The organism is Salmonella sp. A1325, from assembly GCF_056991255.1.
Genome location: NZ_JAMLWO010000001.1, coordinates 652,434 through 665,793 on the forward strand (window position 1 = coordinate 652,434; position 13,360 = coordinate 665,793).

The 13,360-nt window shown below is 51.3% G+C and carries 13 protein-coding genes; 11 read left to right on the plus strand and 2 right to left on the minus strand.

Annotated elements, in window-relative coordinates:
- Positions 1 to 154 precede the first annotated feature (154 nt).
- The 9 genes from rluE to roxA all read left to right on the plus strand — a co-directional run bounded on the left by rluE (position 155) and on the right by roxA (position 8,344).
- On the plus strand, positions 155 to 820 hold the full coding sequence (gene rluE, locus NAZ64_RS03435) for a 23S rRNA pseudouridine(2457) synthase RluE (protein ID WP_001249415.1): 666 nt from the start codon (positions 155 to 157) through the stop codon (positions 818 to 820).
- Entirely contained in the window at positions 817 to 1,146 is a 330-nt protein-coding gene (locus NAZ64_RS03440) for a lysozyme inhibitor LprI family protein (RefSeq protein WP_000825956.1), read from the plus strand. Before rluE ends, NAZ64_RS03440 begins: the two co-directional genes overlap by 4 nt.
- A gap of 11 nt (positions 1,147 to 1,157) precedes the next feature.
- Complete coding sequence (locus tag NAZ64_RS03445) at positions 1,158 to 1,619, plus strand: NUDIX hydrolase (protein ID WP_000476070.1); 462 nt, start codon at positions 1,158 to 1,160, stop codon at positions 1,617 to 1,619.
- Positions 1,620 to 1,672: 53 nt separating this feature from the next.
- On the plus strand, positions 1,673 to 2,779 hold the full coding sequence (gene mnmA, locus NAZ64_RS03450; RefSeq protein WP_000004540.1) for a tRNA 2-thiouridine(34) synthase MnmA: 1,107 nt from the start codon (positions 1,673 to 1,675) through the stop codon (positions 2,777 to 2,779).
- An 86-nt stretch (positions 2,780 to 2,865) separates the two neighbouring features.
- Positions 2,866 to 3,507, plus strand: coding sequence for a high frequency lysogenization protein HflD (hflD, locus tag NAZ64_RS03455; RefSeq protein WP_001519653.1), 642 nt, complete (start codon positions 2,866 to 2,868; stop codon positions 3,505 to 3,507).
- Between the two features lie 3 nt (positions 3,508 to 3,510).
- Positions 3,511 to 4,881 carry an adenylosuccinate lyase gene (gene purB, locus NAZ64_RS03460; protein WP_000423766.1) on the plus strand — a complete coding sequence of 457 codons (1,371 nt, stop codon included), beginning with the start codon at positions 3,511 to 3,513 and terminating at the stop codon, positions 4,879 to 4,881.
- 126 nt (positions 4,882 to 5,007) lie between these two features.
- Positions 5,008 to 5,679, plus strand: a complete 672-nt coding sequence (phoP, locus tag NAZ64_RS03465) for a two-component system response regulator PhoP (RefSeq protein ID WP_001537766.1) — start codon at positions 5,008 to 5,010, stop codon at positions 5,677 to 5,679.
- Positions 5,679 to 7,142 (plus strand): two-component system sensor histidine kinase PhoQ, encoded by a 1,464-nt coding sequence (gene phoQ / locus NAZ64_RS03470; RefSeq protein WP_001031687.1) that lies wholly within the window; start codon positions 5,679 to 5,681, stop codon positions 7,140 to 7,142. The genes phoP and phoQ overlap by 1 nt, the downstream gene beginning before the upstream one ends.
- Positions 7,143 to 7,222: 80 nt before the next feature.
- A complete protein-coding gene (roxA, locus tag NAZ64_RS03475; protein WP_000456527.1) occupies positions 7,223 to 8,344 on the plus strand; it encodes a [50S ribosomal protein L16]-arginine 3-hydroxylase in 1,122 nt (373 codons plus the stop codon).
- A gap of 39 nt (positions 8,345 to 8,383) precedes the next feature.
- On the opposite strand, the gene NAZ64_RS03480 is transcribed toward roxA, so the two are convergent.
- Together NAZ64_RS03480 and pepT are read right to left on the minus strand one after the other, a co-directional pair.
- Entirely contained in the window at positions 8,384 to 9,730 is a 1,347-nt protein-coding gene (locus NAZ64_RS03480) for a tetratricopeptide repeat protein (RefSeq protein ID WP_483640873.1), read from the minus strand.
- 3 nt (positions 9,731 to 9,733) lie between these two features.
- A complete protein-coding gene (gene pepT / locus NAZ64_RS03485) occupies positions 9,734 to 10,963 on the minus strand; it encodes a peptidase T (RefSeq protein ID WP_000359412.1) in 1,230 nt (409 codons plus the stop codon).
- Positions 10,964 to 11,213: 250 nt separating this feature from the next.
- On the opposite strand from pepT, the gene potA reads away from it, so the two are divergent.
- Together potA and potB are read left to right on the plus strand one after the other, a co-directional pair.
- Positions 11,214 to 12,350 carry a spermidine/putrescine ABC transporter ATP-binding protein PotA gene (potA, locus tag NAZ64_RS03490; protein WP_000531582.1) on the plus strand — a complete coding sequence of 379 codons (1,137 nt, stop codon included), beginning with the start codon at positions 11,214 to 11,216 and terminating at the stop codon, positions 12,348 to 12,350.
- On the plus strand, positions 12,334 to 13,197 hold the full coding sequence (gene potB, locus NAZ64_RS03495; RefSeq protein WP_000799391.1) for a spermidine/putrescine ABC transporter permease PotB: 864 nt from the start codon (positions 12,334 to 12,336) through the stop codon (positions 13,195 to 13,197). The genes potA and potB overlap by 17 nt, the downstream gene beginning before the upstream one ends.
- Positions 13,198 to 13,360: the final 163 nt, after the last annotated feature.

Consider the following 13,360-nt stretch of genomic DNA (forward strand, 5'->3'; position numbering starts at 1 on the left):
GCTTCTGGTTTGCTCGTCTGTCATCGCGCTGCATGTGCAATGGCGTCCTGCTGCACGACTGCGTTAGAGCAATTTTTTGTTAATGTTTTGTAATGAGCATGTCAATACTACCCTATTGTTTGCCGCCATGAAAGACACTCATTATTGCGCTATAATGCGGCAATTAATAAGTTCTGAAAACACCATGCAAAAAACTTCTTTTAGAAATCACTACGTTAAGCGATTCAGCTCACGACAAGCATCTAAATCACGGAAAGAAAACCAGCCAAAACGCGTGGTTTTGTTCAATAAACCTTACGATGTGTTGCCGCAGTTCACGGATGAAGCAGGTCGCCGCACGTTAAAAGATTTTATTCCTGTGCAAGGCGTTTATGCCGCAGGCCGCCTGGACCGCGACAGCGAAGGGCTTTTGGTGCTGACTAATGACGGCGCGCTGCAGGCGCGCCTCACGCAACCGGGCAAGCGCACCGGCAAGATTTACTATGTTCAGGTAGAAGGCATCCCGGATAATGAAGCGCTGCAGGCGCTTCGTACTGGCGTCACGCTCAACGATGGCCCTACCCTGCCCGCCGGTATTGAGATTGTCGCGGAACCTGACTGGCTGTGGCCGCGCACCCCGCCGATTCGCGAGCGGAAGAATATTCCCACCAGTTGGCTAAAAGTTACCTTATATGAAGGCCGCAACCGCCAGGTAAGACGCATGACTGCGCATGTCGGTCATCCCACTCTACGATTAATTCGTTACAGCATGGGCGACTACACGCTCAACGGCCTCGATAATGGACAGTGGCGCGAGATCGCACAGGAGAAAGACAGATGAAACGGCTTCTCATTGCTTTTGCTTTATTAACACCGTTATCCGTTAATGCGGCCAGCTTCGACTGCCAGAAAGCGCAGGCTGCGGATGAAAAGGCTATCTGCGCGCACCTGACGCTGAATGATAAAGACGTGGAAATGCACACCAAATATCAGTTTCTGAAAGGGTTGTTCGCGATGGGCAGTCGCGGCGCCCTGCAGGACGCCCAGCAGAGCTGGCTTAAACAGCGTCAGCAGTGCAAGGCCGACGTCACCTGCCTGACAAAAGCTTATAACGAGCGTCTGAAACAGCTTGACGCGATCTATGACCACATTGATAAACCGCTTTAATAAGGATGCCTATGTTCAAGCCGCACGTGACCGTTGCCTGCATCGTACATGCCGAAGATAAATTTCTGGTGGTGGAAGAGACCATCAACGGTAAATCGTTATGGAATCAACCTGCCGGACACCTGGAGGCAGATGAAACGCTGGCGCAGGCCGCCGCGCGTGAACTGTGGGAAGAGACTGGCATCACGGCGCAACCACAGTATTTTATCCGTATGCATCAGTGGATTGCGCCGGATAAAACCCCGTTCCTGCGCTTTTTATTCGCTATCAAGCTTGATCATATTTGCGCGACCGAACCCCATGACAATGACATCGATTGCTGCCGTTGGGTGAGCGCCGACGAGATTCTGAACGCGCCGAATTTACGTTCTCCGCTGGTGGCTGAAAGCATTCGCAGTTATCAAACGGGACAACGTTACCCCTTATCTATAGTGGGCGAATTTAACTGGCCGTTTACAGAGGGTGTCAAGTAAAGGGCTGCGTGGTAGAATACGCCGCCTTGAAGTTCAATGTCGCGAGTATTCCAATGTCAGAAAGCCCAAAAAAAGTGATCGTCGGCATGTCCGGCGGTGTCGATTCCTCCGTTTCCGCCTGGCTGTTGCAACAACAGGGTTATCAGGTAGAAGGCCTGTTCATGAAGAACTGGGAAGAGGACGATGGTGAGGAATACTGTACCGCGGCAGCCGATCTGGCTGACGCGCAGGCCGTGTGCGACAAGCTTGGCATTGAACTGCATACCGTCAATTTTGCCGCAGAATATTGGGATAACGTCTTTGAACTGTTCCTTGAAGAGTACAAAGCGGGCCGTACGCCGAACCCGGATATTCTGTGCAATAAAGAGATCAAATTTAAAGCCTTCCTTGAATTTGCCGCAGAAGATTTAGGCGCCGACTATATCGCCACCGGTCACTACGTTCGCCGCGCGGATGTAAACGGCAAAAGCCGGTTGTTGCGCGGGCTCGACGGTAACAAAGACCAGAGCTACTTCCTCTATACGCTTGGCCATGAGCAGATTGCGCAAAGTCTGTTCCCGGTTGGCGAGCTGGAAAAACCGCAGGTGCGTAAAATCGCCGAAGATCTGGGGCTGGTAACCGCAAAGAAAAAAGATTCTACCGGTATCTGCTTTATCGGCGAGCGCAAATTCCGCGACTTTTTAGGGCGCTATCTGCCTGCGCAGCCGGGGAAAATCATTACCGTTGACGGCGATGAAATCGGCGAGCATCAGGGTCTGATGTATCATACGCTCGGTCAGCGTAAAGGGCTGGGAATCGGCGGCACCAAAGACGGTAGCGAAGACCCCTGGTATGTGGTGGATAAAGACGTTGAAAACAATGTGTTAATTGTCGCCCAGGGGCATGAGCACCCACGTCTGATGTCGGTAGGCCTCATCGCCCAGCAGCTACATTGGGTCGATCGCGAACCGTTCACCGGCACCCTGCGCTGTACGGTAAAAACCCGCTACCGCCAGACCGATATTCCGTGCACGATTAACGCGCTGGATGACGATCGTATCGAGGTCATTTTTGACGAGCCGGTTGCCGCCGTTACGCCGGGCCAGTCCGCTGTCTTTTACAGCGGCGAAGTCTGCCTGGGCGGCGGCATTATCGAGCAGCGACTGCCGCTGACGGTCTGATTATTCAATACACAACACCATTCAAGTCGCCTCAAAGCGGCTTAAAAGATGAAGTGTATTTTATTTGATACAAGGAAGCAGTGATTGTGGCAAAGAATTATTATGACATCACCCTCGCGCTGTCTGGCATTTGCCAGTCGGCACGCCTGGTGCAACAACTGGCGCACCAGGGGCACTGTGATGCCGATGCGTTGCACGTTTCACTCAACAGTGTCATTGATATGAATCCCAGTTCTACTCTGGGTGTGTTCGGCGGCAGCGAAGCTAACCTGCGTCTTGGTCTGGAAACACTGCTCGGCGTGCTGAATGCCAGCAGCCGACAAGGACTTAACGCCGAACTGACGCGTTATACGCTTAGCCTGATGGTGCTGGAGCGCAAGCTGTCATCCGCCAAAGGCGCATTGAATACGTTAGGCGATCGCATTAACGGCCTGCAGCGCCAGCTTGACCATTTTGATTTACAGTCAGACACGTTAATGAGCGCCATGGCGGGCATCTACGTGGATGTGATTAGCCCATTGGGCCCACGCATTCAGGTGACGGGCTCCCCGGCCGTTCTGCAAAGTCCGCAGGTTCAGGCCAAAGTCCGCGCTTCGCTACTGGCAGGCATCCGTGCAGCCGTGCTCTGGCATCAGGTAGGCGGTGGTCGCCTACAGCTTATGTTTTCTCGTCATCGCCTGACGACTCAGGCAAAACAAATTCTTGCTCATTTAACCCCGGAGTTATGATCTATGGAATTATCCTCACTGACCGCCGTTTCCCCTGTCGATGGACGCTACGGCGATAAAGTCAGCGCGCTGCGCGGAATTTTTAGCGAATACGGTTTGCTGAAATTTCGTGTACAAGTCGAAGTACGTTGGCTGCAGAAATTAGCCGCGCACGCAGCGATCAAGGAAGTTCCTGCTTTTGCTGCCGACGCAAACGGTTACCTGGATACGCTTGTTGCAAACTTCAATGAAGAAGATGCCGCGCGCATTAAAACCATTGAGCGTACGACTAACCATGATGTGAAGGCAGTTGAGTATTTCCTGAAAGAAAAAGTGGCTGATATCCCGGAACTGCATGCCGTTTCCGAGTTTATCCACTTCGCGTGTACGTCAGAAGACATCAACAACCTGTCTCACGCGCTGATGTTGAAAACCGCTCGCGACGAAGTAGTCCTGCCATACTGGCGTAAGCTTATCGATGCAGTGAAAGATCTGTCCGTACAGTATCGCGATATCCCTCTGCTCTCCCGTACCCACGGTCAACCTGCCACCCCGTCTACGCTGGGCAAAGAAATGGCTAACGTGGCTTACCGTATGGAGCGTCAGTTCCGCCAGCTCAACCAGGTGGAGATCCTCGGTAAAATCAACGGCGCCGTAGGCAACTATAACGCGCATATCGCCGCCTATCCGGAAGTTGACTGGCATCAGTTCAGCGAAGAGTTCGTCACCTCGCTGGGCATCCAGTGGAACCCTTACACCACCCAGATTGAACCACATGATTATATTGCGGAACTGTTTGACTGTATCGCGCGCTTTAACACCATCCTGATCGATTTCGATCGCGATGTCTGGGGCTATATTGCGTTGAACCATTTCAAACAGAAAACCATCGCCGGGGAGATCGGTTCTTCTACTATGCCGCATAAAGTTAACCCCATTGACTTTGAAAACTCAGAAGGCAACCTCGGTCTGTCTAATGCAGTGTTGCACCATCTGGCAAACAAACTGCCGGTTTCCCGCTGGCAGCGCGATCTGACCGACTCAACCGTCCTGCGTAACCTGGGTGTCGGCATCGGCTATGCGCTTATCGCTTATCAGTCCACCCTGAAGGGCGTCAGCAAGCTGGAAGTAAACCGCGATCATCTGCTTGACGAACTGGATCACAACTGGGAAGTATTAGCCGAACCGATCCAGACCGTCATGCGCCGCTATGGTATTGAAAAACCATATGAAAAACTGAAAGAGTTGACCCGTGGCAAGCGTGTTGATGCCGAAGGAATGAAACAGTTTATTGATAGTCTGGCCCTGCCGGAAGCAGAAAAAACGCGCCTTAAAGCCATGACGCCGGCAAATTATATCGGTCGCGCTGTGACTCTGGTCGACGAACTTAAATAATGTCTGCCTCACCCTCTTTTCTTCAGAAAGAGGGTGACTATTTGTCTGGTTTATTAACTGTTTATCCCCAAAGCACCATAATCAACGCTAGACTGTTCTTATTGTTAACACAAGGGAGAAGAGATGATGCGCGTACTGGTTGTAGAGGATAATGCATTATTACGCCACCACCTGAAGGTCCAGCTCCAGGATTCAGGTCACCAGGTCGATGCCGCAGAAGATGCCAGGGAAGCTGATTACTACCTTAATGAACACCTTCCGGATATCGCTATTGTCGATTTAGGTCTGCCGGATGAAGACGGCCTTTCCTTGATACGCCGCTGGCGCAGCAGTGATGTTTCACTGCCGGTTCTGGTGTTAACCGCGCGCGAAGGCTGGCAGGATAAAGTCGAGGTTCTCAGCTCCGGGGCCGATGACTACGTAACGAAGCCATTCCACATCGAAGAGGTAATGGCTCGTATGCAGGCGTTAATGCGCCGTAATAGCGGTCTGGCCTCCCAGGTGATCAACATCCCGCCTTTCCAGGTGGATCTCTCACGTCGGGAATTATCCGTCAATGAAGAGGTCATCAAACTCACGGCGTTCGAATACACCATTATGGAAACGCTTATCCGTAACAACGGTAAAGTGGTCAGCAAAGATTCGCTGATGCTTCAACTGTATCCGGATGCGGAACTGCGGGAAAGTCATACCATTGATGTTCTCATGGGGCGTCTGCGGAAAAAAATACAGGCCCAGTATCCGCACGATGTCATTACCACCGTACGCGGACAAGGATATCTTTTTGAATTGCGCTAATGAATAAATTTGCTCGCCATTTTCTGCCGCTGTCGCTGCGGGTTCGTTTTTTGCTGGCGACAGCCGGCGTCGTGCTGGTGCTTTCTCTGGCATATGGCATAGTGGCGCTGGTCGGCTATAGCGTAAGTTTTGATAAAACCACCTTTCGTCTGCTGCGCGGCGAAAGCAACCTGTTTTATACCCTCGCCAAATGGGAAAATAATAAAATCAGCGTTGAGTTGCCTGAAAATCTGGACATGCAAAGTCCGACCATGACCCTGATTTACGATGAAACGGGCAAATTATTATGGACGCAGCGCAACATCCCCTGGTTGATTAAAAGCATTCAACCGGAATGGTTAAAAACGAACGGCTTCCATGAAATTGAAACCAACGTAGACGCCACCAGCACGCTGTTGAGCGAAGACCATTCCGCGCAGGAAAAACTCAAAGAAGTACGTGAAGATGACGATGATGCCGAGATGACCCACTCGGTAGCGGTAAATATTTATCCTGCCACGGCGCGGATGCCGCAGTTAACCATCGTGGTGGTCGATACCATTCCGATAGAACTAAAACGCTCCTATATGGTGTGGAGCTGGTTCGTATACGTGCTGGCCGCCAATTTACTGTTAGTCATTCCTTTACTGTGGATCGCCGCCTGGTGGAGCTTACGCCCTATCGAGGCGCTGGCGCGGGAAGTCCGCGAGCTTGAAGATCATCACCGCGAAATGCTCAATCCGGAGACGACGCGTGAGCTGACCAGCCTTGTGCGCAACCTTAATCAACTGCTCAAAAGCGAGCGTGAACGTTATAACAAATACCGCACGACCCTGACCGACCTGACGCACAGTTTAAAAACGCCGCTCGCGGTTTTGCAGAGTACGTTACGCTCTTTACGCAACGAAAAGATGAGCGTCAGCAAAGCTGAACCGGTGATGCTGGAACAGATCAGCCGGATTTCCCAGCAGATCGGCTATTATCTGCATCGCGCCAGTATGCGCGGTAGCGGCGTATTGTTAAGCCGCGAACTGCATCCCGTCGCGCCGTTGTTAGATAACCTGATCTCCGCGCTCAATAAAGTTTATCAGCGTAAAGGGGTGAATATCAGTATGGATATTTCACCAGAGATCAGTTTTGTTGGCGAGCAAAACGACTTTGTCGAAGTGATGGGCAACGTACTGGACAACGCTTGTAAATATTGCCTGGAGTTTGTCGAGATTTCGGCTCGCCAGACCGACGATCATTTGCATATTTTCGTCGAAGATGACGGCCCAGGCATTCCCCACAGCAAACGTTCCCTGGTGTTTGATCGCGGTCAGCGCGCCGATACCCTACGACCAGGACAAGGCGTGGGGCTGGCTGTCGCGCGCGAGATTACGGAACAATACGCCGGGCAGATCATTGCCAGCGACAGTCTGCTCGGCGGTGCCCGTATGGAGGTCGTTTTTGGCCGACAGCATCCCACTCAGAAAGAGGAATAAACATTTCTGTGCGTTCTTCCACGCATCTCGTTAAGCATCCGTTATAATCGGTGTCAGATACCAGCCTGCGGATACTTAACATGGAATACCAATTAACTCTTAACTGGCCCGACTTTCTTGAACGCCACTGGCAAAAACGCCCGGTGGTCTTAAAACGTGGGTTTACTAACTTTATCGATCCGCTCTCGCCGGATGAGCTGGCGGGGCTGGCGATGGAAAGCGAAATCGACAGTCGTCTCGTTAGCCATCAGGATGGCAAATGGCAGGTCAGCCATGGCCCTTTCGAAAGCTACGATCATCTGGGTGAGAGCAACTGGTCGCTGCTGGTACAGGCGGTAAACCACTGGCATGAACCCACCGCCGCCTTGATGCGCCCGTTCCGCGCTCTGCCGGACTGGCGTATCGACGATCTGATGATCTCCTTTTCCGTCCCCGGCGGCGGCGTTGGCCCGCATCTGGATCAGTATGATGTGTTTATTATCCAGGGAACCGGTCGCCGTCGCTGGCGCGTGGGCGAAAAGCTGCAAATGCGTCAGCACTGCCCGCATCCCGACCTGTTACAAGTCGATCCGTTCGAGGCCATTATTGATGAAGAGCTGGAGCCGGGCGACATTCTGTATATTCCGCCAGGATTCCCGCATGAAGGCTATGCGCTGGAAAACGCCATGAACTATTCGGTCGGTTTTCGCGCGCCCAATAGCCGTGAGCTGATCAGCGGTTTTGCCGATTACGTCCTGCAACGGGAGTTGGGCAATACATACTACAGCGATCCGGATATGCCGTCCCGCAAGCATCCGGCGGATATCCTGCCGCAGGAGATGGATAAACTGCGTAATATGATGCTCGATTTGATCAATCAACCCGCGCATTTCCAACAGTGGCTTGGCGAGTTTCTCTCTCAGTCACGCCACGAACTGGATATTGCGCCGCCGGAGCCGCCGTATCAGCCTGATGAGATTTACGATGCCTTAAAGCAAGGCGAGGTATTAGTACGTCTCGGCGGGCTTCGCGTATTGCGTATCGGCGATGAGGTCTATGCGAATGGCGAAAAAATAGACTCTCCGCATCGCCCCGCTCTGGAGGCGCTCGCCAGTCATATTGCACTGACCGCTGAAAACTTCGGCGATGCGCTGGAAGACCCGTCCTTCCTCGCGATGCTGGCGGCGCTGGTGAATAGCGGGTACTGGTTCTTCGAAGGATAAGAACATCGCAATGCCCGGCGACCGCCGGGCTGACGCAAACTATCCACAACGATCGCCGCCAGGTTTGGCGAAATCGTTATATTGCGGATCGCTTGGGTAAAGTGTGTCAGCAGAGCGATAGCGAAATGACATTTGCCGATAGCGCCGCGCCTGCGCGTTATCGCCACGGCCTTCGGCAATATCAGCCAGTTGCTGTAACTGTTCATACTGTATTCGTTCAGGGCCAATAGCGACATTAAGCTCATAGGCGCGTTCAGCAAATACTTTCGCCTGATCAAGCTGGTGAGTATCTTGATATAAAAGCGCCAGGTTATACGATACCATTGATAAATCAGACTGCAGGTCATTATATACTTCCAGAAATGGTATGTGTAAAGAAGCATTATCCACACCAGCAGCAACGATATTTTCAGGCAAATAAGCACGTAACCACGCTATTGTCGGCGATATTTGCCCTAAACGGCTCTGGTAATAAGTGAGCAGTTTAAGATAGAGGTTAGCTGCTTCCTGATAACAATGGTTGCGCGCATAATAGTTGCCGAGATTGTTGAGGTCACTTACTGACGCGTCGCTAATTTCTGCTCCATAAAGCGTTTGCCCAATTTTTAGCGACTGGTTCAGTGTATTTATAGCCTCGGCACTATGTCCTTCGTTATCATTAATACGGGCCTTTTGTCGCAAAAAAGAGGCGTAGCGCTCACGATTATCCCCGGTTTTATCTCGTAAAATAACGCCCAGCCACTGCCGCTCCGTTGCGTCTATCTTCGCCAAATAATAGGCTTTACGCGCACTATCACATTCGACATCCCACTCTTCCAGCGCCTCAGAATAAGCGTCGCGCATCCTGTTTAAGGTATAAACCAATGCCTCCGTCGATGCCTTTTTGTCTTTAAGACGCCACGTTAATGCCTGCTCTTGCCAGGCTATCCGCTGACGGTAATCAACCTTGATCTCGTATCGCCATTGCTCTGTAGATGAATACTCTATATGGCGATCGTCACTGTAAACATTAAAGGCCGCAAGGTGTTCAAACATATCGGCCCGATCGCCCGGATAAGTGCCCGCCGGAAATGTTTTCATGATTGCCCGCGCTCGCAGCAGCATTTGCGGCGTTAATTCAGGTTTACCCAGCCATTGATAAATATCGCTTTGTAATAGCAGGCTACGAACAAGCTGTATTGAGCGTTTGCCATATTGCCGCGAGGCCAGCCTCACCGCATCATCAATAAACGTCATGCAGGTTTCATCGCCGGTCATAAAACATGCTGCAGATTGTTGCTGGCGCTGGGACCAGGAAGGCGTATATTCGGCGCTCCAGGCAGAAAAATTGATGGCGGAAAATATCCCGCCATAAATAATAAAACGCTTCACCACAATGCGTAACATTCGCTACTGGCCGCGCTTCGCCGTCAGCTCCGCGATACGTACAATCACCTGTACCGCTTTTTCCATCCCCTCCAGCGTCACAAACTCATGTTTACCATGATAGTTATATCCGCCGGTAAAGAGATTAGGACACGGCAAGCCCATAAACGACAGTTGCGCCCCGTCTGTACCGCCGCGAATCGGTTTCATCTCCGGCGTAATATGACAGTCGCGCATGGCCTGCTGGGCGATATCGAGAATATGCGGATGCTCAACCACTTTTTCGCGCATATTGTAATAACTGTCTTCAATCACCAGTTCGATATAGCAGTCCGGATGCAGCCCCTTACCGACTTTTTTGGCAATCTCCATCATTTTGCGTTTACGCGCTTCAAACTGCTTACGGTCGAAATCGCGAATGATGTAGTGCATTTCGGCCCGGTCAACGGTGCCTTTCATGCTGGCCAGATGATAAAACCCTTCGTAACCTTCGGTGGTTTCAGGCGCTTCATCCGCCGGCACTTCCGCGTGAATCCTCGCCGCCAACGACAGCGCATTGACCATCACGCCTTTCGCCGTACCGGGATGCACGTTATTGCCGACGATTTTGATATTCACCGAGGCGGCATTGAAGTTTTCAAACTCCAGTTCGCCCACGCCGCCGCCGTCGACCGTATAGGCCCACTGCGCGCCAAACTCCTCAACATCGAAGTGCTTCGCGCCTTTCCCTACCTCTTCGTCAGGCGTAAACGCCACTTTAATGTCGCCGTGGGGAATAGGATTACCTTTCAGCACCGCCAGCGCGGTCATGATCTCCGCAACACCGGCTTTATCGTCCGCGCCCAGCAATGTCTTACCATCGGTAGTAATCAGCGTCTGTCCCAGTAATTGATGCAGTACCGGGAACATCACGGGTGACAACACCTCATCGCCAATCCCTAATGCTATATCGCCGCCGCGATAATTCTCGACAATCTGCGGGTTAACGTTTTTACCGCTGAAATCCGGAGAGGTATCCACATGGGAGATAAAACCAATGGCGGGAATATCCCCCTCAACATTGGCCGGGAGCGTCGCCATCAACGTCCCTTTTTCGCTTAATGTAATGTTAACCAGCCCCATCTCTTCGAGCTGCTGTTTGAGCAAACGTAGTAACTTCCACTGCCCCTCAGTGCTGGGAACCTGCCGAACACCCGACTTTGATTGGGTATCCAGCGATACGTAGTGTAAAAAACGCTCAAGTAGTTTATCCATGCAGTCACCCTCACTTTTCGTGACAACATTATTAATAAGCAAGAAAAGACAAATATTGCGTCAGGTCACTTTTATCCCTGCAAACAAGAATATTTCACTTTGACACGCTTTCTGACTATAAAGCTAAGTCAGTAATTCGCAACAAGGATTGGCGATCACAGTGGTTTGCCGTAGAATGACCGCCCTCATTAAGAGTGATTAAGGTGGTTAACCACAAACCCCGCAGCGGTCAGCCATCCGTTGCGTTTACATGGGACAGAGTAAGAAATTGAATAAACAACCGCGTTCGCTTTCACCGCTGGTGCTTTTGTCGGGAATTAGCAAAAGTTTCGATGGCAAAGAGGTCATTTCACAACTGGATTTGACCATTAACAATGGCGAATTCCTCACGCTGCTTGGCCCTTCCGGCTGCGGTAAAACAACCGTTCTTCGCCTGATTGCCGGCCTGGAAACCGTTGATGCCGGGCATATCATGTTGGATAACCAGGATATCACCCACGTTCCCGCCGAAAATCGTTATGTGAACACCGTATTTCAAAGCTACGCTTTATTTCCGCATATGACGGTGTTTGAAAATGTCGCGTTTGGCTTACGAATGCAAAAAACGCCAGCCGCCGAGATTGCGCCCCGCGTGACCGATGCGCTGCGTATGGTGCAGCTTGAAGAGTTTGCACAACGTAAACCGCACCAGCTTTCCGGCGGACAGCAGCAGCGTGTGGCTATCGCTCGCGCGGTGGTGAATAAACCTCGCCTGTTATTACTGGATGAATCGCTCTCTGCGCTGGACTATAAATTGCGCAAACAAATGCAGAACGAGCTTAAAGCATTACAGCGTAAACTCGGTATCACGTTTGTTTTTGTCACTCACGATCAGGAAGAAGCGCTCACCATGTCCGATCGTATCGTGGTAATGCGTAATGGCGTGATTGAGCAAGACGGCACGCCGCGTGAAATCTATGAAGAGCCAAAAAACCTGTTTGTCGCCGGTTTTATCGGCGAAATTAACCGCTTTGACGCGACAGTCATTGAACGGCTTGATGAACAGCGCGTCCGCGCCAGCGTAGAAGGTCGGGAGTGCAATATATACGTCAATTTCGCTGTCGAACCAGGCCAAAAACTGAACGTCCTGCTGCGACCGGAAGATCTACGCGTCGAAGAGATCAACGATGATAACCACATCGAAGGGCTTATCGGCTACGTGCGCGAGCGCAATTATAAAGGTATGACGCTGGAGTCGGTGGTTGAACTGGAAAATGGCAAAATGGTGATGGTCAGCGAATTCTTCAACGAAGACGATCCTGACTTCGACCATTCACTTGACCAAAAAATGGCCATTAGTTGGGTAGAAAGCTGGGAGGTCGTACTGGCTGATGAAGAACACAAGTAAATTCCAGAATGTAGTGATTGTCACTATCGTCGGTTGGCTTGTGTTGTTTGTTTTTCTGCCCAACCTGATGATCATTGGCACCAGCTTTCTGACCCGTGACGACGCCAGTTTCGTCAAGATGGTCTTTACGCTGGATAACTACGCACGCCTGCTCGATCCGCTCTATTTTGAAGTGCTCCTGCACTCTCTGAATATGGCGCTGATCGCCACCCTCTCCTGCCTGGTGCTGGGCTATCCTTTTGCCTGGTTTCTGGCGAAGTTACCGGAAAAGATACGTCCGTTATTGCTGTTTTTGCTGATTGTTCCTTTCTGGACCAACTCACTGATCCGCATCTATGGGTTGAAAATATTCCTGAGCACTAAAGGTTATCTCAATGAATTCCTGCTGTGGCTGGGCGTGATTGATACGCCGATTCGCATCATGTTCACCCCGAGCGCCGTTATTATCGGCCTGGTTTACATTTTGCTGCCGTTTATGGTCATGCCGCTCTACTCCAGCATTGAGAAGCTCGACAAACCGCTACTGGAGGCCGCACGCGATCTCGGCGCCAGTAAAATGCAAACGTTCATCCGCATCATTATTCCATTAACCATGCCGGGCATTGTCGCCGGTTGCCTGCTCGTGATGCTACCGGCAATGGGCCTGTTCTACGTCTCCGATTTAATGGGGGGCGCGAAAAACCTGCTGATTGGTAACGTCATTAAGGTACAGTTCCTGAATATTCGCGACTGGCCGTTTGGCGCGGCGACCAGCATTACGCTGACCATTGTGATGGGACTCATGCTGTTGATTTACTGGCGGGCTTCCCGCTTATTGAATAAGAAGGTGAGTGATATAAGCGATTAATTGCGCAACGCTAACAAATCCACACGCATCCAGGCATGAAGTTTATTCAAGGGTAAACTTCATGCCTCCGGCATAAAAAACGCATGAAAGAAGTTGCCGCCAGTATTGCAAATCTACAACATCATCCGCGCCAGGCCTTCTTTTACTTTTACCTGTACCGACG